The sequence below is a fragment of the Vibrio sp. ED004 genome, from assembly GCF_023206395.1.
In the GTDB taxonomy this organism is placed as follows: Bacteria; Pseudomonadota; Gammaproteobacteria; order Enterobacterales; family Vibrionaceae; genus Vibrio.
Genome location: NZ_CP066149.1, coordinates 3,736,374 through 3,759,212, shown reverse-complemented (window position 1 = coordinate 3,759,212; position 22,839 = coordinate 3,736,374). Strand labels below are relative to the sequence as shown.

General features: G+C 45.1%; 19 protein-coding genes. 12 read left to right on the top strand and 7 right to left on the bottom strand.

The window, feature by feature from the left end; genetic code table 11:
• Nucleotides 1-9: 9 nt before the first annotated feature.
• The 6 genes from ITG10_RS17180 to ITG10_RS17155 form a co-directional block, all read right to left on the bottom strand.
• Nucleotides 10-2,865, bottom strand: a complete 2,856-nt coding sequence (locus ITG10_RS17180; RefSeq protein ID WP_017630658.1) for a formate dehydrogenase subunit alpha — start codon at nucleotides 2,863-2,865, stop codon at nucleotides 10-12.
• A 10-nt stretch (nucleotides 2,866-2,875) separates the two neighbouring features.
• Nucleotides 2,876-3,076, bottom strand: a complete 201-nt coding sequence (locus tag ITG10_RS17175) for a twin-arginine translocation signal domain-containing protein (protein ID WP_017630659.1) — start codon at nucleotides 3,074-3,076, stop codon at nucleotides 2,876-2,878.
• 78 nt (nucleotides 3,077-3,154) lie between these two features.
• Nucleotides 3,155-3,793: a molecular chaperone TorD family protein gene (locus ITG10_RS17170; RefSeq protein WP_017630660.1), complete on the bottom strand. Its 639-nt coding sequence runs from the start codon at nucleotides 3,791-3,793 to the stop codon at nucleotides 3,155-3,157.
• A 9-nt stretch (nucleotides 3,794-3,802) separates the two neighbouring features.
• Nucleotides 3,803-5,470: a 4Fe-4S dicluster domain-containing protein gene (locus ITG10_RS17165; protein ID WP_248386553.1), complete on the bottom strand. Its 1,668-nt coding sequence runs from the start codon at nucleotides 5,468-5,470 to the stop codon at nucleotides 3,803-3,805.
• Between the two features lie 301 nt (nucleotides 5,471-5,771).
• Nucleotides 5,772-6,440 (bottom strand): DUF3306 domain-containing protein, encoded by a 669-nt coding sequence (locus ITG10_RS17160; RefSeq protein WP_017630661.1) that lies wholly within the window; start codon nucleotides 6,438-6,440, stop codon nucleotides 5,772-5,774.
• Nucleotides 6,430-6,894 carry a DUF3305 domain-containing protein gene (locus ITG10_RS17155; RefSeq protein ID WP_017630662.1) on the bottom strand — a complete coding sequence of 155 codons (465 nt, stop codon included), beginning with the start codon at nucleotides 6,892-6,894 and terminating at the stop codon, nucleotides 6,430-6,432. Before ITG10_RS17155 ends, ITG10_RS17160 begins: the two co-directional genes overlap by 11 nt.
• A 398-nt stretch (nucleotides 6,895-7,292) precedes the next feature.
• Between ITG10_RS17155 and ITG10_RS17150 the strand changes: the two genes are divergently transcribed.
• From ITG10_RS17150 to ITG10_RS17105, 10 genes are all read left to right on the top strand, one after another.
• Nucleotides 7,293-8,117, top strand: coding sequence for a formate dehydrogenase accessory sulfurtransferase FdhD (locus ITG10_RS17150; protein ID WP_248386552.1), 825 nt, complete (start codon nucleotides 7,293-7,295; stop codon nucleotides 8,115-8,117).
• A 372-nt stretch (nucleotides 8,118-8,489) separates the two neighbouring features.
• Nucleotides 8,490-9,431 (top strand): MBL fold metallo-hydrolase, encoded by a 942-nt coding sequence (locus tag ITG10_RS17145; RefSeq protein WP_017630664.1) that lies wholly within the window; start codon nucleotides 8,490-8,492, stop codon nucleotides 9,429-9,431.
• A 1-nt stretch (nucleotide 9,432) separates the two neighbouring features.
• Nucleotides 9,433-9,747 (top strand): hypothetical protein, encoded by a 315-nt coding sequence (locus ITG10_RS17140; protein ID WP_017630665.1) that lies wholly within the window; start codon nucleotides 9,433-9,435, stop codon nucleotides 9,745-9,747.
• An 83-nt stretch (nucleotides 9,748-9,830) separates the two neighbouring features.
• Entirely contained in the window at nucleotides 9,831-10,697 is an 867-nt protein-coding gene (locus tag ITG10_RS17135) for a DUF692 domain-containing protein (RefSeq protein WP_026084224.1), read from the top strand.
• Nucleotides 10,690-11,457: a DUF2063 domain-containing protein gene (locus ITG10_RS17130; RefSeq protein ID WP_017630667.1), complete on the top strand. Its 768-nt coding sequence runs from the start codon at nucleotides 10,690-10,692 to the stop codon at nucleotides 11,455-11,457. The genes ITG10_RS17135 and ITG10_RS17130 overlap by 8 nt, the downstream gene beginning before the upstream one ends.
• A complete protein-coding gene (locus ITG10_RS17125; protein ID WP_017630668.1) occupies nucleotides 11,454-12,062 on the top strand; it encodes a DoxX family protein in 609 nt (202 codons plus the stop codon). The genes ITG10_RS17130 and ITG10_RS17125 overlap by 4 nt, the downstream gene beginning before the upstream one ends.
• Before the next feature lie 108 nt (nucleotides 12,063-12,170).
• Entirely contained in the window at nucleotides 12,171-13,787 is a 1,617-nt protein-coding gene (locus ITG10_RS17120; RefSeq protein ID WP_017630669.1) for a cytochrome ubiquinol oxidase subunit I, read from the top strand.
• Nucleotides 13,788-13,796: 9 nt separating this feature from the next.
• On the top strand, nucleotides 13,797-14,933 hold the full coding sequence (gene cydB / locus ITG10_RS17115; protein ID WP_017630670.1) for a cytochrome d ubiquinol oxidase subunit II: 1,137 nt from the start codon (nucleotides 13,797-13,799) through the stop codon (nucleotides 14,931-14,933).
• A gap of 25 nt (nucleotides 14,934-14,958) precedes the next feature.
• Nucleotides 14,959-15,069: a cytochrome bd-I oxidase subunit CydX gene (gene cydX, locus ITG10_RS17110; protein WP_128644359.1), complete on the top strand. Its 111-nt coding sequence runs from the start codon at nucleotides 14,959-14,961 to the stop codon at nucleotides 15,067-15,069.
• Nucleotides 15,070-15,410: 341 nt separating this feature from the next.
• Nucleotides 15,411-17,300, top strand: a complete 1,890-nt coding sequence (locus ITG10_RS17105) for a methyl-accepting chemotaxis protein (RefSeq protein WP_017630671.1) — start codon at nucleotides 15,411-15,413, stop codon at nucleotides 17,298-17,300.
• Between the two features lie 160 nt (nucleotides 17,301-17,460).
• Here ITG10_RS17105 and ITG10_RS17100 read toward each other — a convergent pair whose 3' ends face one another.
• On the bottom strand, nucleotides 17,461-19,044 hold the full coding sequence (locus ITG10_RS17100; protein WP_026084225.1) for an ABC-F family ATPase: 1,584 nt from the start codon (nucleotides 19,042-19,044) through the stop codon (nucleotides 17,461-17,463).
• A 461-nt stretch (nucleotides 19,045-19,505) separates the two neighbouring features.
• Between ITG10_RS17100 and ITG10_RS17095 the strand changes: the two genes are divergently transcribed.
• Complete coding sequence (locus ITG10_RS17095; RefSeq protein WP_017630673.1) at nucleotides 19,506-21,851, top strand: AAA family ATPase; 2,346 nt, start codon at nucleotides 19,506-19,508, stop codon at nucleotides 21,849-21,851.
• Nucleotide 21,852: 1 nt separating this feature from the next.
• Nucleotides 21,853-22,740 carry a mechanosensitive ion channel domain-containing protein gene (locus tag ITG10_RS17090; RefSeq protein ID WP_248386551.1) on the top strand — a complete coding sequence of 296 codons (888 nt, stop codon included), beginning with the start codon at nucleotides 21,853-21,855 and terminating at the stop codon, nucleotides 22,738-22,740.
• The last annotated feature ends 99 nt before the right edge of the window (nucleotides 22,741-22,839 follow it).

Below are 22,839 nucleotides of genomic sequence, written 5' to 3'. Positions count from 1 at the left end.
TAAGACTCCTTACGCTTTACGAATATTACAAAGGGTTACTTTCGTTTCCTGCATCAACGTGACAGGGTCGTAACCATAAGTGGTTGCTGTGTTAGCAGCTTCACCAATAACGTAAGGATCAGTGCCTTCTGGGTATTTAGAACGCAAATCTTCGCCTTGGAACTTACCACCGAAGTGGAATGGAATGAACGCCAGCCCCGGTTTCACACGACGTGTAACCATCGCTTTCACCTTAATACGGCCCTTCTCAGCCCCCTCAACCCAAACATCATCACCGTCTTTAAAGCCGATGTCGTTCGCGTCTTTCGGGTTCACTTCAACGAACATCTCTTGTTGAAGCTCAGCTAGCCATGGGTTTGAACGTGTCTCTTCACCACCACCTTCGTACTCAACCAGACGACCAGAAGTCAGAATAATCGGGTATTCGCCAGATTTGTCTTGGTCTTGAATCGACTTGTAAAGCGTAGGTACACGGAAAATCGCTTCTTTGTCATCCCACGTTGGGTAGTCAGCAACTAGGTCGCGACGTGGCGTGTAAAGCGGTTCACGGTGCAGTGGTACGCGGTCTGGGAATGTCCAAACAATCGCACGCGCTTTTGCATTACCAAACGGGATACAACCGTGCTTGATAGCCACACGTTGAATACCGCCAGAAACGTCGGTCTTCCAGTTTTTACCTTCAGCAGAGGCTTTCTCTTCTGCTGTTAGGTCATCCCACCAACCCAGTTGTTTCAGTAGTTTGTCACTGAACTCAGGGTAGCCATCTTTGATTTCGCTGCCTTTCGAGTAGCTGTCTTCAGCCAGTAGGCTTTGACCTTCAAACTCAACACCGAAACGAGTACGGAAGTTACCGCCGCCCTCTGCAACAGGCTTAGACGTATCGTAAAGGATATGTGTGCCTGGGTGTTTCATCTCTGGGTTGCCCCAACATGGCCAAGGCAGACCGTAAGTCTCACCATTCGCTGGGCCGCCTTCTGCAGCAAGCGTTGTTTTGTGGAACGTGTGCCAGTTTTGTTGGTGCTCTTTCAAACGCTCTGGGCTTTGACCTGTGTAGCCGATCGTCCACATACCTTTGTTGAATTCACGAGTAATGTCTTCAATCAATGGTTGGTTGTTCTCAACACGGATGTTTTTGAACAGCTGATCAGAGAAACCAAGCTTCTTAGAAAGAAGGTACATGATTTCGTGGTCAGGCTTAGATTCGAACAGAGGGTCTACGACCTTGTCACGCCACTGTAGAGAACGGTTTGATGCCGTTACACTGCCGTAGGTTTCAAACTGAGTCGTTGCTGGAAGCAGGTAAACGCCGTCAGTACGATCGTTCATTACCGCTGCAACCGTTGGGTATGGGTCAACAATAACCATCATATCCAGCTTCTGCATCGCCTTCTTCATTTCAGGACCACGAGTCTGAGAGTTCACTGCGTGACCCCAGTAGAACATCGCACGGATGTTTTCGCGTTGACGAATCTTGTCTTTGTCTTCAAGTACGCCATCAACCCAACGAGATACAGGGATACCTGCACTGTTCATTGGTTTTTGACCGCCATATGCGTTGTCGTCGAAACGGCCTTTGATCCAGTCAAAGTCTACGTCCCAAACTTTAGACCAGTGACGCCAAGAACCTTCAGACAAGCCGTAGTAGCCTGGAAGTGTGTCAGACAGTACGCCAAGGTCAGTTGCGCCTTGTACGTTATCGTGACCACGGAAGATGTTTGCACCGCCGCCTGATTTACCGATGTTACCTAGCGCAAGCTCAAGTACACAGTAAGCACGTGTGTTGTTGTTACCCGTCGTGTGCTGAGTACCACCCATACACCAAACGATACAACCCGGACGGTTTTCAGAAAGCAGTTTCGCTGTTTGGTAAACGTCTTGTTCGCTTACGCCTGTTACACGCTCAACTTCAGCTGGGCTCCACTTCGCGACTTCTTCACGGATCTCTTCCATGCCGAATACACGTTGGCGGATGAATTCTTGGTCTTCCCATTTGTTAGCAAAGACATGCCACAGCACACCCCAGATAAACGCAACGTCTGAACCTGGGCGAAGTGATACATAGTGATCAGATTTCGCAGCAGTACGCGTACGACGAGGATCCGCAACAACGATCTTACAGTTGTTCTTCTCTTTCGCGATCAAGATGTGTTGCATCGCTACTGGGTGAGCTTCTGCAGGGTTTGAACCAATGAACAGCATCGATTTACAGTTGTGCATGTCATTGAACGAGTTTGTCATTGCACCGTAACCCCAAGTGTTCGCAACACCGGCTACTGTGGTTGAGTGACAAATACGCGCTTGGTGGTCAACGTTGTTCGTGCCCCAAAGCGACGCCATCTTACGGAATGCATAAGCTTGCTCGTTGCTGTGTTTCGCACTGCCTAGGAAGTAAACTGAATCAGGGCCAGATTCTTTGCGAAGTTCTAGCGCTTTGTTACCGATTTCTTCAATCGCCTGTTCCCAAGAAAGCTTCTTCCACTTACCGCCTTCCAATTTCATTGGGTACTTAAGACGACGTTCACCGTGGCCGTGCTCACGAAGTGCAGCACCTTTCGCACAGTGCCCACCAGCGTTAAATGGGTGATCGAATGCAGGCTCTTGACCTGTCCATACGCCATTTTGAACTTCAGCGTAGATACCACAACCCACAGAACAATGAGAACAGATAGTACGTTTCACTTCTGTTTTCGCTTCTGGATCGACTGATTTAGCCTGTGCTTTCTTCATCATGCCCGGTGCGAATAGACTTGCGCCTACCACTGCGCCACCAGCAGCTAATGAAGTGTTTTTCATGAAGGCACGTCGAGACACGCCTAACTGATTGGTTTCTTTGCTCACACTATCGGAGCGTTTGACAAGTTTCATCCGTTATCTCCTAAAGTGTGTCGTAGTAATCGCGAATATGTTGCGTTTCACGATACCCAGTCTTCTTCACGTCTTCTTTCGAAATGTCAACAGTTTCTGAAGCGGTTGCCACTTTAGTTGTACCAGCGACAACGGCACCAGCTACGGCTGCAGTCGTCAAGCCTTTGAGTAAGTCCCTACGGCTTGTATTTATATCTTTATTATCTTTCATCATTGCTTCCTTACCTTACGGTAGATCTTTTTTTGGAGGCTTAATGCCCCTCTATCGATATAATCGCGTACTGCTCGATTACTCGTAATCAGTGACGTTTTTCACATCAATCTTTAATTTGTGCTTACTGCTTTTGGTATTAACGCTAAAACGCACTTGTTCTAACGTTAGGAATGCTTCACACAGTTGAGCGGCCGATTTGTAGAAGTTCGCGCTTTCTGCCCCTGCAAGCTGACGCGTGAAAGAGTTAAACCAAGGGCCAAGGTGCTTATTGAATACCGCCTGTTGCAGTGCTTCTTCCTCAGCCGTTAGCATCGCCATCACTTCACACAATGCTGCGATGTGATCTTCTGGCTCTTTGACTTGATCATCACGCTCAATGCCTAAAAGCTCTAAATCATGACGAATCTCTGCCAATGGTTTTTCCATCATGGCGCCAGTGCGATGCCAAGAACCAAATGGAACGACTTCTCCACGACCAATACCGATGAACAGGTCTTGATATTCGTCTTCAAGAGCTTCACGGTTTGATTCTGTTGCTGCTTGTTGAATAGCAATCCAAGCTTTCTGCATTGCGCTTTCAGACGCTTCAATATCTAGTGTCTTTAGAAAGTCGATCACCTCTTCAGAAGGTGCGCTACGAAACAGCGCAGATAGAACCAAATAGATTTCAGTTCTTAGTGTCTGTTCTTGTGCCTGATCCAAATTCGTTTCCAAGGCTAACTCCTAGTATTTCAATTGTTTCAATGGGTCTTGAGCCATTGAATCGAACATATCCACCACACGACAGTCTTCACACATCGCAATACGATTAATCGCTGCTTCATCTGAAAAGTGAGAGTGACCGCGTAACTTGTTCTGTAACATGTCAATCATAGATTGAGGTGCGAATGGTTTATGGCAACGTACACATTCCGCTGCTTTCTCTTCATGAATCACAACCGCTTTCTGACGCTCCTCTTTCACCCAGTTCATACGAGGCGTTAGAGTCAGAACATTCTCAGGACATGCTTTTTCACACAGACCACATTGAATACAGTCTTGTTCTACAAATTTAAGTGATGGAGATGCGCCGTCGGTATGAAGTGCTCGTGTCGGACACACAGCCACACAACTCATACACAACGTACAATCTTTGCTTTCACACGAAACCGTGCCATATGGCGCATTCGATGGAAGCTCAACAATGTTCTCAACTGGAATGCGAGCCGAAGACATAGCATCAAGTGCAGTGAATAGACGTTGGCGCTTATTACCGTGCAGATCGCCAAGTGCAAGGTCGAACGAATCCACACACAGTGTTGGAGGACCTTCACGTAGCGATTCCAAATACAGGATATCGATGGTTTCTTTTGGAATACCGATTTGGTCTAGCAGTTCCTGTGCGATCCCTACTTCGTTATTCAGAACACGAATGATCGTTTCTGGCATAAAGCGAGATGCTGCAAACAGAACCTGAGTCGCACCATTGACGAGAGCTGCAAACCAAGTATCGATACCAATAGAAGGCAGTTCTTCCACAACAATCGGAATCACGTTATCTGGTAGAGCTTTAAGCGCCATCACGTTGTAGGTTTCATGACGTGAGCTACAGATAAGTACGATAGGATCCAAACCGCCCGCTTGCTCGTAGTTAGCTAGCGTACGTTCAATGAATTTTTGAGTATCGTCAGGATTAGGCAATGCGTAAGAGATAGCTTCTGTCGGACAGCTCGTTGCACAAGTACCCACGCCTTGGCATAGGTAAGGGTTAATCTCGATCTTGTGACCTGTCTTATCTGAACCTTCACTTGAAAGTGCGCCAGCTGGACAAGCATCAACACAACGCTCACAACCTTTCACGCCACGAGAACTGTGCGCACAAAGGTTTGTGTCTAAACGGAAGAACTTAGGCTTATCAAACGTGCCCATTAACGTAGGAATCTCTTCCAACGCTTCAGCCAATTTAGGATAGCCGCGCCCAACTGGGTAATAACCAGGGACAGGCACTTCTTCAGTCATACAGCTGCTTAGGCATAAATCCAAAACCACATCGAAGCAGTCATGATTAATCGCCACTTTCGCTAGGTTATTGGTTAGGCCTTTGCTCTCGATAAGAACTTCGAACGTACCTAGGAAACCAGAAACTTGAACCGCGTTCGCGTAGTAAAGCTCTGACTCAGTATTCGTCGCTTTCACACCATCGGTTGAAAGCAGTGTCAGGCTTGTTAACTGAGGCAATTGCGCCGCAGCACTTTCGATGATCGCCGTTGGACCAATAATCAGCGTATTACCACCGCTTTCATAACTGACTGTCGGTGGAATCAGGTTTGTTAACTCAACTGTATTTTCAAATGCATACAGCCTTGCTTTCGCGTTATTTGAAGTTGCTTGTTCTAATAATTGTTTAAGCATTGCTCAGTTCCATCTTTGGATATGGATAATCTGTTCAACCTTCATTGTAGTTAGCGACAGAGAACTTGCTGAGTAATCAGTTAACAACTAACGGTCTCGCTAGCTATTCATTATCCAGTCAACCTTACTCAGGCTATCTACAAAAAAGTTGATAATGAACGATATTTAGCAAATGCCATGCCAATTTAATAATTCATTATTTTCAATGAATTAGCGTAAATTTAAGTCTGTTTGAACAATAAAAAAACCGCTTGGGACATTTTGTCGCAAGCGGATCATTGAGTGTTTAGTCAAAATGTACCTATTCTTTGTGTGGTATATTTTGTCCCACCTCTTTTAAGTCATCTTCTATAGATTCGGTGTCGCTATTATCTGATACTGTATTTTTATACAGTTCTTTTTCTTGTCCCGTGATTTCGTCACTTTCAACAAGCTCTGATTCCGCTTCTTCAACGTTACCAACTGAGTCTTCTTCTTTATTTTCAATATCTTGAGATGATTCCTCAGCTGGTTCTTCTTCAGTTTTATCTTTGACCCAATCACGTAATGTTTCAGCGACACCTTCGGAAAGTGACTTAAGATTGCTGTAGTCGTCATCATAATCATCTAAGCCATCACGTACATTAAACTCCTCTGAGAGAAATAATTTACGCAATGCGGCTTTTTTTACGCTTTCTGAGGCTTCTGATACCAATAGTTGAGCAACAGACAAATCTTCACTTGCTTCAGTGGCTCCATCTTGTGTGGCTTCGGCCTCTGTATCTGGACTGCTTTCTAATGACTCAGATGTTTCTACGTCAGGAGAAGAAAGCGTATCAGACGAGGTTTCAGAAGTTGGAGCCTCTGAGGACGCCACTTGAACTTCTTCAAGCTTTTGCTCGGCTTCTAATGTTTGTTCTGCTTGTGACGCTTGATCGGCAGAGTCGTCGAGTTTTCGTTGAGACCAACGGCTAAAGAAATTAGTTGCCATTTGATCTGCCCGCCCCTTTACGTTTCTTACGTCTTGCTTCTAATAACTCGCCATGACGACCGATAAAGGCTTCCATCCAGGCTTGTACAGGCAAAGGCATGTCGTAAGACAGTACTTGGTTATCTCCGTCCATATATTGCCCTGCAACGGTTTGTGAGGCTGTCAGCAATTGAATGATTGGCTTAACGCCTGAATCGACATTATCCATCACTAAGAAAAGCTTCGGTTGTTGAGAGCTTAAATTGAATCGATAGTCAGTACGTTCGTCTTTGTGTAACTGAAGCAAACACACATCTTGCGTATCGTCTTCTGGTGACAGTTCAAATCCGGTCAATTCCCATTGAGTGGTTACCCAGATGCCCGTTTTGATCTCTTTCTCTATTCTTTGGACACCGATAGGCCAAGCTGCTTCTGTTTTCTCATATTGTTCTTTGAATTCTTTTATCTCAGACATACTTCACCCAATTGATTTTCTTTGGTCTGAATGCACTTAGGACATTTTGTACTGAGCGCAATCATATAAGCCCTATAAAGCAATAAACACGCCAATAACCGCTAACCGTCATCAATAAACATCGCTGCTTTTGTTAGACAGTCACCCTTATAACGGTAGTCGATACGCGTAAATTCAGACAGCTCTACCCGTGAACTCTCATATTTTGCTCTATTTTAATCGAATGATTCATGTTTTCTCGAATAGCCGCTATTTTGGAATGAGAATTGCTAAATGCTTGAGTTAAAGCTAAGACTGACTAAGAGACAGAGAACGCATGTATTCTAAAGAGTCGTATGATGACTCTTGCCTAACTTCTTATCTCTTAAAATCGCTATCTCATTAAGTAGGACGTGACTGTGGTAAAACCAAACATAATAAAAACCAGTGAAAACCCACTTCAGACCATCGAAGTTGAAGTGTTTGATGAATATGGCGAAAAGCTAACGAAACAAATCGCGTGCGAGCGCCCTCTTACCGTGATGTTGAACTGGAAAGAGATCGTAACGCTGATGACATTAGGCTCGCGCCCAGAAGCGTTAGTCTTAGGCTATTTGAAAAACCAAAGCTTCCTGTCTGATCCAGAAGCGGTGGAATCTATCATTATCGATTGGGAAACCAGCTCTGCAGCGGTTATCACCAAAGAAGATACCAGCCAACTTGAACAAGCATTGAAGAAGAAGACGGTAACGTCTGGTTGTGGCCAAGGCACCATGTATGGAAACGTAATGAAGCAGTTGGAAGATTACCAAGTGCCTCAAACCAAGATTAAGCAATCTGAAATCTATACAGCTCTAGAAGCGCTGACTCATTACAACGACACCTACAAAAAAGCGGGTGCGGTTCATGGTTGTGCTGTTTGTAAAGACGACCAAGTGTTGTCGTTTGTGGAAGATGTAGGCCGTCACAATGCGGTTGATACCCTAGCGGGTGAGATGTGGCTTAACAAAGAAGATGGCGCAGATAAGATCTTCTACACCACGGGCCGTCTAACCTCTGAAATGGTCATCAAAGTAGCGCAAATGGGCATCCCTGTTCTGTTATCACGCTCAGGTGTTACACAAATGGGTTTAGACTTAGCGCAGAAGTTCGGCATCACTACGATCGCTCGAGCTAAAGGCTTGCGCTTCCAAGTATTTACTGGTGCAGACAAGATTAGCTTTGATGTAAAAGGCGATCAGTAAACCACCAGTAAGCGTCAAATAGTGCTTACCTAATGATTAATGGTGCAGTATCAGCTGCACCTTTTTTATTCTCTTCAGCTCCTATCCAAATTTAGCTTCTAATCAAATATCCCCCACTATTTCCTTAAATAACCGATAGTTTGTTCATAGTTTGAGCGACTCTCCCTATCGTAAATCCTCTTGATATCATCGTTCATAAAATCTGAACGTAAACTTCAAAATTACTGAATATGCCAAACATTAACAATTCTTTATCTTGTGCTCCGTGAACAGAGCGAAGCACGCACTCAACGTGCTGCTTGGCGAGAGTTTCACTTCTTTGAATGCTCACATCAAAGAAAACAAATAAGAAACAAAGAATTGGATAACAATATGAAACAGCCATTAAAAGCAATCGCGTTAGCGCTCGGATTGACGTTAGCAGCAAACAGTTATGCCATCGAAGTAAAGCCTGTTGATACAGATTTCACACTTCAGATACTCGGTTCAGGTGGTCCTATCTCGGATGACTTACGTGCATCATCTGGAGAGATCATTTGGTGGAAAGGAAAGTCACGCATCATGATCGATGCTGGCGGCGGTGTTTATCTCCGTTTTGGTCAAGCAGGCGCGAAGCTCGAAGACCTCGACTTCATGGGTATCACTCACTTCCATACCGACCATGTGAATGATGTGCCTGCGCTTCTTAAAGGTGGCTACTTCTTTGAACGTGAAAAGGCATTGGAGATTTCAGGCCCGGCCGCTGGTTCAGCGTTCCCAAGCCTAAACGGTTACTTCGCTGCGAATTTTGACCCTGACCACGGCGCATACGCTTACCTTGCAGGCTTATACGATGGAACAGATGGCCTCTTCCCGGTCAACCTTACCGATGTTGACTACAAATCTACAGTACCAACCGTCGTTTATGAAAAAGATGGTTTAAAGATCACTGCTCTGGGTATTCCTCATGGTGATGTGCCTTGTCTCGCTTACCGAATCGAAAGTGAAGAAGGCGTGATGGTAATTTCAGCCGACCAAAACGGTAGCAACCCTGCTTTCTTAGGCTTCGCTCGTGGTGCCGACATCTTGATGTTGCCAATGGCGATTCATGAACAAGCCGATGGTGTCTCTACTTTCATGCACGCTAAGCCTTCTGTAATTGGTGAAATTGCCAAGGAGATCAACCCAAAAATGTTGGTACTTAACCACTGGATGGGTCTAGGGCTCAAGCTTAAATCCGAATCAGTGAAAATAGTGCGCGAATACTACGATGGCCCAGTTATGTCTGGCCGCGACCTCGCAAGCTTCCCTATGTCTGCCGTAAAGGAGAAATAACATGAACAATAAAATTGCCCTTTCAATTGCCATTACTTCTGCAATTAGCCTTCATTCAGCGATGGCATTTGCTGATACGCCACCAGAAGCGCCCGTTGAGGCCAAAGCATCATCTGGTCACGGTGGTAAATGTGCAGCTGGTAAGTGTGGTACCGAAAAACGTTTTGAAAAAGCTGAGCTTACTAGCGACCCACAAGACCGACTGGTTCGAGCTAGAGATGGTAAGTGTGGCTTAACGGCAGAAGGTATTTCACCGAGTAAAGAACGCATCATATTGGCGAACAGTAAGGTAACAGGTGGAGTATGTGGCCAGTAGAAACGCATGAAACTAAAGCGTTAAAAACTAAGGCTCTAGCATCAAATAACCGAGCCCTTGCAAGTAGAGAGTTAAACCATAAAGTGCGAACCATTCAGAATACAGACAAAGGCATTGGACTGCGCAGTGAGCACATAGAACTGCTCGCTCGTTCCCCAAAGCACCCTGATATCGATTTTCTGGAATTAGCACCAGAGAACTGGATGAGTTTAGGCGGACTAAAGTGCGAACAACTACAGGATATAGCGAAGCAATACCCTTTGATCGCACACGGTTTAAGCTTATCCATCGGTGACTGCCAACCCCTAAACACAAAGTTTGTACGTCAGGTTGGTCAGTTTCTCGATGAACTGAATATTCAGGTATACAGCGAGCATTTGAGCTTCTCTCGAGACAACCAAGGGTATTTGTATGAACTGTTACCCGTGCCACGTCGAGCGGAAAATATCGGCTACTTGGCCGACAGAATCAAGCAAGTTCAGGACATCATCCAGCGCCCGTTAGTGATGGAGAACATCTCCTACTACCACAATTACGGAGATGAGATGCCTGAAGGTGATTTCATTGCAGAGATAGCGAAACGTAGCGGTTGTGAGTTGTTGGTCGATATCAACAATCTCTACGTGAACAGTCACAACCACCACTTTGAGGCTGCTGAAATGCTCAAGGCGTTGCCGAGTGATGCGATTCGCTATTACCACATTGCTGGTCATTTAGTAGAGAGTGATAAGTCGCTACTTGATACTCACGGTATGGAAGTACAGCAAGCGGTTATCGAGTTGGCGCGTTATGCCTTTGATCTTCATGGCAGCAAACCCTTGTTACTCGAACGAGACAACAACGTGCCGCCTTTGGTGGTGCTGACAGAAGAGTTACGAGATGTGCATGGTCAGATCTTGGATGCGGGTGTAACTCATCGCCCTGTTGAGCAGGAGTTGTTATATGCATAACCCACCAAGCTCAATGGTAAGGCAAACACAAGCTTTGGCCGCATTGATACGTTCGCCACTTGAAGACAATACCGTGTGTCGATACAGCGAATTCATTAGAGATAACGTATTTGCTGTATTGAACAACACCTTCCCGTTGTTTTGTCAGCAAGTCGATCAAGACCAACTGCTGATATTGGTGGATGAGTTTGTTGTCGTGCATTACGCCTCAGAGCCCGAGTTTCATCATATAGCAACTGAGTTTGTCAGCTTTGTTCAGCGTCGCACTCAGCCAATGTATATATCTAGTTTGGCTGCCACGCATCAACTTACAGACGATCAATTGGCAGTGTTGGAGTACGAATGGTGCGCCTTCTGCGTTGAGATTGATTCAACAAATGAAGTGCTACCGACATCGGCAGAGCAAGCCTTAGAAATAAGCGAACAGCACTACCGAATCGGACTTTCGGTCAATACCACGATGAAGCTCGTGCAGGTGCCTTTCCTTGTTCATGGTGAGTCACTGACTTTTCTAACACAAAGGCGACACCCTGTTTATTACGCGATTTATCGCGACTCTGACCAGCGTGTCAACACGATAAAACTAAGAGAAATAGATGTTGCGATTATCCAAATGATCCAGCAACACACAAATCAATCTTTAGCCGATATAAAACAAATAATTGCTCAGCAATTGGCGAGATTTGAATTTATTAATTGGGTCGAACACTTCAGTGACATTGAACTGATTGGCGTTCACTCTTTAGGAGAAAAATTATGATTAAGTCAGCCCTCAGCTGGTACGACGCTATTGTCGAAAAATGCAAACAATACGATTACTTAGTACTGCTTTCCGTGCGTCTCTATTTAATTCCGGTGATTTATGTCGGAGCACGCTCTAAAGTGCTGGGTTTCTCGGGAACCGTAGCATGGTTTGGTGCCTCGGCCGCGGACGGTGGTCTTAACCTTCCCTTCCCTGAGTTACTGGCATTCCTTGCGGCAGCGACCGAAGTGTTAGGTTGTATATGTATCGCGTTAGGTCTGTTTACTCGCTTTATCTCGATTCCAATGATTTTCATGATGAGCGTAGCGAGTGCAATGGTTCACTGGAAACACGGTTGGGATGCGATTGCGACTGGCGGTATGGAAGCAACTATTCGACTTAACGGCTTCATTGAATGGCTTTCTGTTAACTTCCCTGGTCGTTACAACTACATCACTGAGCTTGGCGACCCGGTAATGCTGAACAACGGTATGGAGTTCGCAGGTACCTACTTCGTGATGCTGTTAGTACTGCTTGTTTACGGTGGTGGTCGTTACGTGAGTGCAGATTACTGGTTACGTAAACAGTTCTCTAAGAAACAAAACAAAGCCCTTCGTTGGTAATAGCTTCTCTTCACACAGCTACATGCAAAACCCTTAATTAGTTCTCTCTAATTATCATTTTCTTTTCCATTATCTTACCCGTCACACTCGTGGCGGGAAGGAGTTTTTATGCTTACAGATGTCGTTGATCTGTCGCGGTTTCAATTCGCAAGTACCGCGCTTTACCACTTTATATTCGTTCCACTAACCATAGGACTTTCTTTCCTACTCGCAGTGATGGAATCACTGTATGTGATGACCAATAAAACCATCTACAAGGACATGACTAAATTCTGGGGCAAGTTATTCGGGATTAACTTTGCTATCGGTGTTGCGACAGGTTTAACCATGGAGTTCCAGTTTGGTACTAACTGGGCATATTACTCGCATTATGTTGGCGATATCTTTGGCGCGCCACTCGCCATTGAAGCCTTAATTGCGTTTTTCTTGGAATCTACCTTAGTCGGGATGTTCTTCTTCGGTTGGGACAAGCTCTCGAAGCGTCAGCATTTATCGGTTACATGGCTGACGGCGTTAGGCTCTAACTTCTCGGGATTGTGGATCTTGATGGCCAATGGCTGGATGCAAAACCCCGTTGGCGCAGAGTTTAACTTCGAAACCATGCGCATGGAGATGACGAACTTCATCGACGTTATCTTTAACCCTGTGACTCAAGTGAAGTTCGTTCATACCGTCGCAGCTGGCTACACCACTGGTGCATTATTTGTGATGGGCATCAGTGCTTATTACATGTTGAAAGGACGTGACTTACCGTTCGCTCGTCGTTCGTTTGCAGTGGCGAGTGCTTTTGGTATGGCAGCCATTGTATCCACGATAATGCTTGGTGATGAATCTGGTTATGAGTTGGGTGATGTTCAACAAGTAAAATTAGCCGCGATTGAAGCGGAATGGCACACCGAAGAAGCCCCTGCTTCTTTCACTCTGTTTGGTTTCCCAAACCAAGAAACGATGGAGACAGACTACGCGATTAAGATCCCTTATGTCATGGGTATTATCGCGACGCGGTCTCTAGATACACCAGTGATCGGCATTCACGATTTACTCAACAAAAATGAAGAACGTGTACGAAACGGGATCTTAGCTTACGGGCTGTTAAACAAGCTTCGCTCTGGTGATAAATCGCAACAGAACATCGATGATTTTGATGCAGTTAAGCATGACTTAGGTTATGGCCTACTCGTTAAGAAATACAGCGATAACGTGGTTGATGCTACAGAGCAACAGATCAAGCAAGCCGCTAAAGACACCATACCAAACGTAGCCCCACTGTTTTGGAGCTTCCGTATTATGGTGGTGTGTGGCGTACTGATATTCGCAATCATTGGTCTCTCATTCGTTCAAATTTGTCGTCGTAAGATCGGCACTAGCCGTTGGTTATTGAAGGCAACCGTGTGTGCTATCCCACTACCATGGATCGCTATCGAAGCTGGTTGGTTTGTTGCGGAATACGGCCGTCAACCCTGGGCAATCGGTGAAATCCTCCCGGTAAACATGGCAGCTTCCAACCTTCCGGTTTCAAGCCTGTGGATCTCTATCGGTCTGGTTTATGTGCTTTATACATTCTTCTTAATCGTCGAAATGTTCTTGATGCTCAAGTTTGCCAAGATGGGGCCAAGTGCGCTTAAAACTGGACGCTATCACCATGAGCGAACTCACACAGCCCTAACCACTTCGGTTGAAAACAACACTACGAATCAACTAGATAAATCTATTGATCTTCACTAAGGAATTCAGATGTTTGATTACGAAAATCTTCGCCTGTTTACATGGGCAATTATTGGCGTGTTGTTGATCGGTTTTATTATTACCGATGGCTTCGACATGGGGGTTGCAGCGCTACTTCCTGTTTTAGGGAAATCTGAAGTAGAACGACGCATTATGATCAATTCGATTGCGCCGCACTGGGATGGAAACCAAGTATGGCTCGTTACGGCTGGTGGTGCGCTCTTCGCTATATGGCCTGCTGTCTATGCGGCTGCGTTCTCTGGGTTCTACCTTGCGATGATATTAGTGCTAGCCACTTTGTGGTTGAGACCGCTTGGCATGGACTACCGCGCAAAAATTGATAATCCTCAGTGGAAAAAGGCGTGTGATCTTGCATTGATCATTAGTGGCGTTGTTCCTCCGGTTATCTTTGGTGTGGGCTTCGGTAATTTGTTGGTAGGCGTACCATTTGAGTTTAACGAGTTACTCATGATGTCGTACCAAGGTGGATTTTGGGATCTATTAACGCCTTTCCCATTGCTTTGCGGACTGGTGAGCCTATCGATGTGTGTGACACAAGGTGCGGCATTTTTACAAATGAAGACCACGGGTGACTTAAAACACCGAGCACAGCGAATCATTACATGTATGGCATTAGTGACTGCAGGGTTGTTCGCTGTTGGTGGCTTATACGCATACACCCTCCCGGGTTATTTAATCACTAGCCCGATCGTTACTGACGCTGTTTCGAATCCGTTGTTCAAACACGTCGTTAAGTTTGATGGTTTACTACTGCATAACTACCAAACCTACCCGCTACTTTGGAGCATCCCAGCTCTAGGTATCATCGGTATGTTGAGCTGTGCAGTGATGACTCGAATTAACCGCGCAGGTCTCGCTTTCGCATCTTCGAGCTTATCAATAGCAAGCATCATATTGACGGCTGGCGTTGCGCTGTTCCCGATGATCATGCCGTCTAGCTTGATGCCTTCTCATAGTTTAACGCTGTGGGACGGAACATCGAGTCAATTAACACTGAGCATTATCTCTGTCGTCGCAGTCATCGTAGTCCCTATTATCTTGGGCTACACAATCTGGTGTTACTACAAGATGTTCGGTCGACTAGACACCAAGTACATTCACGATAACAGTTCATCTCTGTATTAATTCAGGGCAGATAAGAGGATAACCTATGTGGTATTTATGTTGGGTACTAGGAATTTTACTGGCATGCGCATTCGGCATCATCAATGCGCTTTGGTTAGAACATACCGATTTTCTTGATGAGGTAGATGAGCGTTAGTTACTCACTTATGTTCGTCATTGAGAGAGTCTGTTCATGGGTATAGCGTGATGGTTTTCATGCTGTTAAATGAACGACAAACGATCAATCGCTACAAGCCTTCACTCAACGTTATGAGTGGAGGCTTTTCTCATAATCACGTTCAGAGTTCATTATATTAAGAACTGAAAATGTCCAGAATTACTTAATCTGCACAGTTAAGAAACCAAGTAACTTTCTGGTTGACCAGTCTTGCTTTACCACCCTTATAAGCTATTAGTTACATATTCATCATTTTAATGAATTTATTAATTACAAAACAAAGATGAATATCAACGTCACCGGCTTAAAGGGAATTAACCATGAATAATCCATCGGAACCTCAGCGTCGTTCGCTGTCTCTTTCTATTCGCAGTAAGTTCATTCTAATCAACCTCACCCTATTCATTTCTGTGTTCATCTATGCCATCTATGAGCAGATGAGTTTGGACAAGCTCGAGTCATTAGAACGGGCTGCGAATGAAAATCTCAGGAGCTCGGTTGATCTCTTAATGTTGAGGCGACACGAAAAAGACTTCTTAGCTCGCAACGACCAAAAATACGCAGAACGTTTTGATAAAACGGCCAACACGTTAAACCAAAGGCTGGTCACCTTGAACCAAATCCTCACCTCGCATGAACTTCACCTATCCGATCAAATGACTCGGATTTCAGACACTCTCTATCAGTATCAAAAGCAGTTTCATCAGATAGTCGAACAAGTGAATGACATAGAACGCACAACCACCCCACTGGGTTTTGTTGCCGTGTTAGATAGTAAAAGAACAGATTTAAAATCGGTAATTGAGCATGAATCCAGTTTGTCACTAGAACTCGCGTTGTTGGAACTGATTGAAAAAGACTTTCATTACCTTGCTCATACTAATGACCAAACCAACCGAGCTTTAGAAAATGCGCTCAAAGATTTTGAACCTTACGCTCAAGCCTCTATTGCGACAGAACAAGCGTTTGCAGACTACAAAGCTGCCGTTGAAACGCTCCTAACTGCCAATACCAACCTAGGCTTATCTGCCGAGCTTGGCCTAAGAGGCGCGCTGCGCAGCAACGTACATGAAACGGAGCAAGCGATTGAAGCCGTTCAGACAGAAATAAGCCAAGCCATTACTTCGGCGAGTACCCACACCAAAAACACACTCCACCTTTTCGGCGCGGCTATCGTCGCTCTACTCTCTTTGTTATTGGTGTTCATTGGTCGAAACATACTTGCACGTATAAAAGCAATCAACGTGATGATGGAGTCGATTGCGAATGGCGATGGTGATTTAACGGTTCGAATGAACGCAAAAGGCACCGATGAATTAGCGCAACTTGCACATTCGTTTGATACCTTCATCAATAAACTGCATGGCAATATCAAAGAGCTGTCGAGTGTGATGAAAGTGTTGACCGATAGTTCGTGTAGCTCTGAGGAAGCAGCCATCAAAAGCATGAGCAACGCAGAGAAACAGAAACAACAATCTGAATCAGTAGCGACGGCAGTTAATGAGTTGGTGATGACCAGTAATGAGGTCACTGCGAACATAGAAAATGCAGCAACTAATGCCGAGAAGATCAAAGACAACGCACATCAAGCGCTGCAAGAAACACAATCAACCAACGACAGCATTAATGTTTTGGTAGAGAACATTGCAGAGTCACAAAACTTGATTGTTCAGCTTGAAGAACAGAGTCGTGAAATCAATCAGGTCGTCACCACCATTCAAGGGATTGCGGAACAAACCAACCTACTAGCACTTAACGCCGCGATTGAAGCGGCACGCGCTGGCGACCATGGACGCGGCTTTGCAGTCGTTGCTTCTGAAGTGAGGGAGCTTTCGTTGATGACCAACGATTCAACCCATCAAATAGAATCGACCATTCACGGTTTAACCTCTGGAATCACCAAGACTGTCGCTAAAATGTCATCAAGCTTAGAACAAACCGAGTTGGTGAAACACCAAACTAAAGATGTGGTTAACGCGATTGAAGGAATACACTTTCAGGTTGGGGAGATGTTCGACTTGAACAGCCAGATAGCGACTGCGTCTGAAGAGCAATCCATGGTATCTGTTGAGATTGATCGTAACATCACCGACATCGCTCACCTCGCGAGTGATACACATACTGTGGTGTCAGGGTCAGTGCGTTGCAGTGAACAGGTGTCAAACGTGAGTGTGAAATTAGAAAAGATTGTGGCTCAGTTTAAGTACTAATGCTTTCTCGCCTTGCTTGTAGGACATAACCAGTTTAGGCAACAAACCGCGGAAATAAAAAACGCCCTTATAGCTTTCACTATAAGGGCGTTTTAGTAATCGTAACTGCGGTTATCAATAGACAAGCAGCTCTAGCCTAAAAAGACATGTCTGCTAGATATTAGCCACGTGCTTTTAGGAATTCAGCGTAAGTACCGCGGAAGTCGTTGATCTTGCCGTCACGGATCTCAAGGATACGAGTTGCTAGAGAGTCTACGAATACACGGTCGTGAGATACGAAGAACAATGTGCCTTTGTAGTTCTCAAGAGCCAAGTTAAGCGCTTCGATAGATTCCATATCCATGTGGTTCGTTGGTTCATCCATAAGAAGGATGTTTGGCTTGTGCATCATGATCTTACCAAGAAGCATACGACCTTGCTCACCACCAGAGATAACCTTTACAGACTTCTTGATGTCGTCTTGGCCAAACAGCATACGACCTAGGAAGCCACGAACAACTTGCTCATCTTCGCCTTCTTGGCGCCATTGGCTCATCCAATCAAACAAGTTCATGTCAGTCTCGAAATCGTGTGTGTGATCTTGAGCGTAGTAACCGATGTTTGAGTTTTCAGACCACTTGTACTCACCAGTGCGCGGCTCTAGAGCGCCAGCTAGTGTGTTAAGTAGTGTTGTTTTACCTACACCGTTTTCACCGATGATAGCAACACGCTCACCTACTTCGAAGATACCGTCGAACTTGTTGTATAGGTCTTCTTCAAAACCTTGAGATAGGTTTTCAACCACAAGTGCGTTACGGAATAGCTCTTTAGACTGTTCGAAACGGATGAATGGGTTTTGACGGCTAGACGCTTTAACTTCGTCTAGTTGGATCTTATCGATTTGCTTAGCACGAGACGTTGCTTGCTTCGCTTTAGATGCGTTAGCAGAGAAACGAGAAACGAATGTTTGAAGTTCAGCAATTTGTGCTTTCTTCTTAGCGTTGTCAGACAGTAGACGTTCACGAGCTTGTGTTGCAGCCGTCATGTACTCATCGTAGTTACCTGGGAATAGACGAAGTTCGCCGTAATCAAGGTCAGCCATGTGTGTACAAACAGAGTTTAGGAAGTGACGGTCGTGCGAAATGATGATCATTGTGCAGTTACGTTGGTTTAGCGTATCTTCCAACCACTTGATGGTGTCCATATCCAGGTTGTTCGTTGGTTCGTCAAGAAGCATGATATGCGGGTCTGCAAACAGTACTTGAGACAATAGAACACGAAGTTTCCAACCTGGTGCTACTTCGCTCATTAGACCGAAGTGCATAGATTCTTCAATACCTACAGCAAGAAGAAGCTCACCCGCTTTCGCTTCTGCCATGTAACCGTCCATTTCAGCGAACTGAACTTCAAGGTCGGCTACTTTCATGCCGTCTTCTTCGCTCATTTCTGGCAAAGAGTAAATGCGGTCACGCTCTTGCTTAATTGCCCAAAGCTCTTTGTGACCCATGATAACCGTGTCGATTACCGTGAATTCTTCGTAAGCAAATTGGTCTTGGTTTAGCTTAGCAACGCGCTCGTTTGGATCGTAGCTTACGTTGCCAGAAGTCGGCTCTAGTTCACCAGATAGGATCTTCATGAACGTCGATTTACCACAGCCATTCGCGCCGATTAAACCGTAGCGGTTGCCTTCGCCGAACTTAACTGAAATATTTTCGAAAAGTGGCTTAGCGCCGAATTGTTGGGTGATATTTGCTGTGGAGATCAATGCCATTACCTTCTTAATGTGAAAAACGTCGCAACGTTACTTGTTCAGGGCTTTAACTGCAAGTATTGATTGCATTTACCCGCTATTAAGTGAGTGATAACCTAGCCAAATCATAGTTTGAGCTGACTCACATTTTTGATTTCTATTTTAAGCGCAATAAAACGCCCATATTCAATAGATCGAAAGTCGCGAATGGCTGAGCAAAATCCGGTTTATATAAAGACATATACTGTGTAAATAATTAAATATATCGCACAATAAACCGTTACAACCAAACCTACTTAATACAAAGCTATTTACAACATCATCTGATGCTCCAATATTAGCCTAACCTCTGACAATTTCATGACAAAGACCTAAGAATCAGGGATAAAGTACTCGCCCCTAAAAATGGGTTCGATTTCACAAAGTGAAATTAACTAACTATAGTAATCCTAACCTCATAATTTTAAGAGACTTTTATGCGTTCATTCATGCGCTTCTTATTATTCACTTTAGCCATCGTTTCTTGGCCGAGTCTTGCTAACTTAGACTACGACTTACAATCCCAACCTCAGGTGTCTGAAGCGGCCCAAGATCTGGCTAACCGGATTGATGAACTCCCCGACCCTCTGTTTATGAATACGGCAGACAAACGCAAGGTAAACATCCTGTTGTCTCAAGTGTTGCGTATCCAAAAGCAACAGATTGCGACGTTCGATCAGCAGCTAAAAACGTATCGTGAGAAGAACGATGCCGAGCAATGGTTTGAGGTTGAGTCGAGTTACATCACGCTAAACAGCCTGAACGTCAGCAAGCAATATCTGCTTGAGCAAACTACAACGGCCAACAAAGAACGCCTTACTGGTTTCGGCCCTTATGGTGTGACTCAGTTTAAGCAAGAGTGGCAATTGACTCAGCTGAACGTTGAGTACCTTGTCTATTTCCAGACTCGTAGCTTCAAGGCGTTGATCAAAGACATCTTCATTTCACCGGTTCCGGTGATTTGGGCGTCTCTGAAAGTCTTGTTTATCTACTTTGGTTTGGTGTGGTGGCTTTCAAACGGCACTCGTTTAATCGAACTGTTTAGAATCAACTTCCTAGAAACCAAACAAAGCCCACCGTTTTGGGTTCGTTTGATCTGGTATGTGAGCCGCGCACACAGAGCGATCGCTTGGTTAATCGCAATTACGATTTCTTTGCGTATTCTGTCGAGCTTGCCAAGCCTGCAGCACCTAATCTTCCTAGAGATTTTCACATGGTGGATTCTTGGTGGCTCAATTGCGATCAGCTTCATTCTTGAGTTTGCGTATCGCATTAGCCGTACCTCAAACAACGAAGTGAGAGCGCTTCGACTATCGAGTATCCGTCGCTATGTATGGAGCTTCATTGTCGCTGGTGTGATCATGCAGGTCTCTATCAGAACATTAGGTAAAGGCACGATTTACAGCTGGATCTACAGTGCCCTGTTCTTCTGGTTCGTTTTGGTGACCATTTCTGTTCTAAGGCTATGGAGAGCAAAAGTCTTTGAAGCACTCGAACACATCACTGACAGACCAGTATGGGTGAACTGGGCGGTTAACCGTCAGAATACCTTTGTGCTTAATATTGTCGCAACAGCGATTGGTGCGTTTTGGTTGATGGTCTACAGCTTCCAACATCGCATTATGGCGCTGTTGTCCGGCTTTACTCTGTTTAGTCAGGCGCTGGCTTACCTGTTTAGAATTGAAGTGGCTAAACAGTCGGATTTGGATAAAAATCAACAGAATCTAGTGAGAATAAAGGGTGACCAAACCTTTGAATACATTCTACCGGGTTCAATAGACAGTGAACTGATTGACTACGCGGGCGATGAGGTCAAACAGCTTTCTCGCTACTTGATGTCTGACAGCCCTGCGATTTGTATTCTTTCGGGCGAGCGTGGCGTTGGTTCAACGACTTTGCTTTACACCCTATTGCACAAGGTATCGAACGCTGAGCCTATCTACGTAAGTTGCCCTTATGCGGGTTACCAAGAGCTGCTTTGTCACTTGGCGGTAAGTATTGGTTTAGAAGAGGAAGCGACTGAGATTCAAATCTTGGCGCACCTACGTAAGAGTGAAACAACCTACTTAATCGCGATTGATAATGCACAGCGTCTTGTTAAACCTATGGTTGGCGGTCTGTCTGATTTGATTCGCTTAACTAACTTATTGCGACGTTCTAAAAAGAACCACCGCATTGTGATGTCGATTGCGAAATCGAGTTGGCGCTTTGTAGACAGAGCGCGTGGTGAGCGTCTGTTGTTTGATTTGGTGTGCTTCCTTCCTCGTTGGACAGAGAAGCAAGTCGGTGAACTGCTAACAAGCCGTATCAACACACAACTAGAAAAGCCTCTGTCATTCGATGGTTTGGTCGTTCCTAAACAGTGGGACCAAGATGAGATGTCAGAGGAAGAGCGCGCACGCCAAGGTTTCTATCGTATCTTGTGGCACTACTCAGACGGTAACCCTACTGTTGCCCTGCGTTTCTTCCGTTTGTCTCTTAATCGAAACAAAGAGACGGATCAAGCAGTCGTGAGATTGTTCCATGTACCTGAAGCACAAGAGCTGGAAAACATGCCGAAACCTATGTTGGCTGTGTTGCGCTCTATCGTGCAACTGGAAATTGCGTCTCCTGAAGTACTGTCTGAGTGCACTCAGTTAAGCATTGCGGAAATAACCGGGATTCTGCGCTACTTCGAGAGCCGTGGTTACATTGGTTGGAATGAAGACAAGGCCAAGATTTCCGATCACTGGTTCCGCCACATTACTAACGTACTCGACCGTCAACATTTATTGGTGAAGTAAAATGAAGAAGTTATTTGTCCTATTACTTGTTGGCTTAGCGACGGCGGTAAGTTTCCCGACTTACGCAACGGAAGAGTTAGCCAATGTAGAAAATATCTCGAAGATCGCGAGCTTGATAAGGTGGAGTGGCGTGTTTTTCTCCATCCTCGTGATTGCTGCGATGTGGTTATTGCTTAAGTTCATTAATTCGATGGTGACGAGCTTTGGTAGCCAATTCGTGCAATACCGAATGCTGCTGCAAAAGCTTCAGTCGTTTATGCAGTTCTTCATCTATGTGAGCACGGGTCTTATCGTGTTCATGATGAGCTTTAGAATCAATGACCAAATACTGGCTCTGATTGGTGGTACCCTCGCCGTGTCAGTTGGCTTTGCGCTTAAAGACTTGGCAGCATCATTCATCGCCGGTATCACGGTAATGATTGATAGACCATTCCAAGTTGGTGACCGCGTCACGTTTGAAGGTAACTACGGCGACATTATCACTATCGGTTTACGTTCTGTACGTATGAGAACGTTGAATGACGACATCATTACGATTCCGAACAACAAGTTCTTAAACGAAGTGACCACCAGTGGTAATTATGGTGCCTTGGATATGCAAGTGGTGATTCCGTTTTATGTCGGAATGAATGAAGACATCACCCTAGCCCGTGACTTGATTCAAGAAGCGGCGTCTTCAAGTCGTTACATCCACTTACCAAAGCCCGTGACTGTTCTGGTTAAACAGACGATCACCGACAACTACCTCGCGATACAGTTGACGTGTAAGGCTTATGTGGTGGATACCGCGTATGAGAAGTTGTTTGAGACCGACATTACCCTGCGTGTGATGAAAGAGTTTAAGAAGCACAACATCAACCCACCGAAGATTTCAGTGGCAGCGCATTAGTCGCAGTTGGTTTAATGCTCGGAGAGTGAATTAATCTCCTAGTCAGTGATAAACGAAAACACCTCCGAACTTATCTCAAGTACGGAGGTGTTTTTTTAT

What these genes read in the sequence shown, in the direction of transcription:
- ITG10_RS17175 (WP_017630659.1), bottom strand. Translation starts at nt 3,076, where the DNA reads ATGAAAGATAATAAAGATATAAATACAAGCCGTAGGGACTTACTCAAA.
- ITG10_RS17160 (WP_017630661.1), bottom strand. Translation starts at nt 6,440, where the DNA reads ATGGCAACTAATTTCTTTAGCCGTTGGTCTCAACGAAAACTCGACGAC.
- ITG10_RS17165 (WP_248386553.1), bottom strand. Translation starts at nt 5,470, where the DNA reads ATGCTTAAACAATTATTAGAACAAGCAACTTCAAATAACGCGAAAGCA.
- ITG10_RS17090 (WP_248386551.1), top strand. Translation starts at nt 21,853, where the DNA reads ATGAAGAAGTTATTTGTCCTATTACTTGTTGGCTTAGCGACGGCGGTA.
- ITG10_RS17105 (WP_017630671.1), top strand. Translation starts at nt 15,411, where the DNA reads ATGAATAATCCATCGGAACCTCAGCGTCGTTCGCTGTCTCTTTCTATT.
- cydB (WP_017630670.1), top strand. Translation starts at nt 13,797, where the DNA reads ATGTTTGATTACGAAAATCTTCGCCTGTTTACATGGGCAATTATTGGC.
- ITG10_RS17155 (WP_017630662.1), bottom strand. Translation starts at nt 6,894, where the DNA reads ATGTCTGAGATAAAAGAATTCAAAGAACAATATGAGAAAACAGAAGCA.
- ITG10_RS17130 (WP_017630667.1), top strand. Translation starts at nt 10,690, where the DNA reads ATGCATAACCCACCAAGCTCAATGGTAAGGCAAACACAAGCTTTGGCC.
- ITG10_RS17120 (WP_017630669.1), top strand. Translation starts at nt 12,171, where the DNA reads ATGCTTACAGATGTCGTTGATCTGTCGCGGTTTCAATTCGCAAGTACC.
- ITG10_RS17180 (WP_017630658.1), bottom strand. Translation starts at nt 2,865, where the DNA reads ATGAAACTTGTCAAACGCTCCGATAGTGTGAGCAAAGAAACCAATCAG.
- ITG10_RS17095 (WP_017630673.1), top strand. Translation starts at nt 19,506, where the DNA reads ATGCGTTCATTCATGCGCTTCTTATTATTCACTTTAGCCATCGTTTCT.
- ITG10_RS17140 (WP_017630665.1), top strand. Translation starts at nt 9,433, where the DNA reads ATGAACAATAAAATTGCCCTTTCAATTGCCATTACTTCTGCAATTAGC.
- ITG10_RS17145 (WP_017630664.1), top strand. Translation starts at nt 8,490, where the DNA reads ATGAAACAGCCATTAAAAGCAATCGCGTTAGCGCTCGGATTGACGTTA.
- cydX (WP_128644359.1), top strand. Translation starts at nt 14,959, where the DNA reads ATGTGGTATTTATGTTGGGTACTAGGAATTTTACTGGCATGCGCATTC.
- ITG10_RS17125 (WP_017630668.1), top strand. Translation starts at nt 11,454, where the DNA reads ATGATTAAGTCAGCCCTCAGCTGGTACGACGCTATTGTCGAAAAATGC.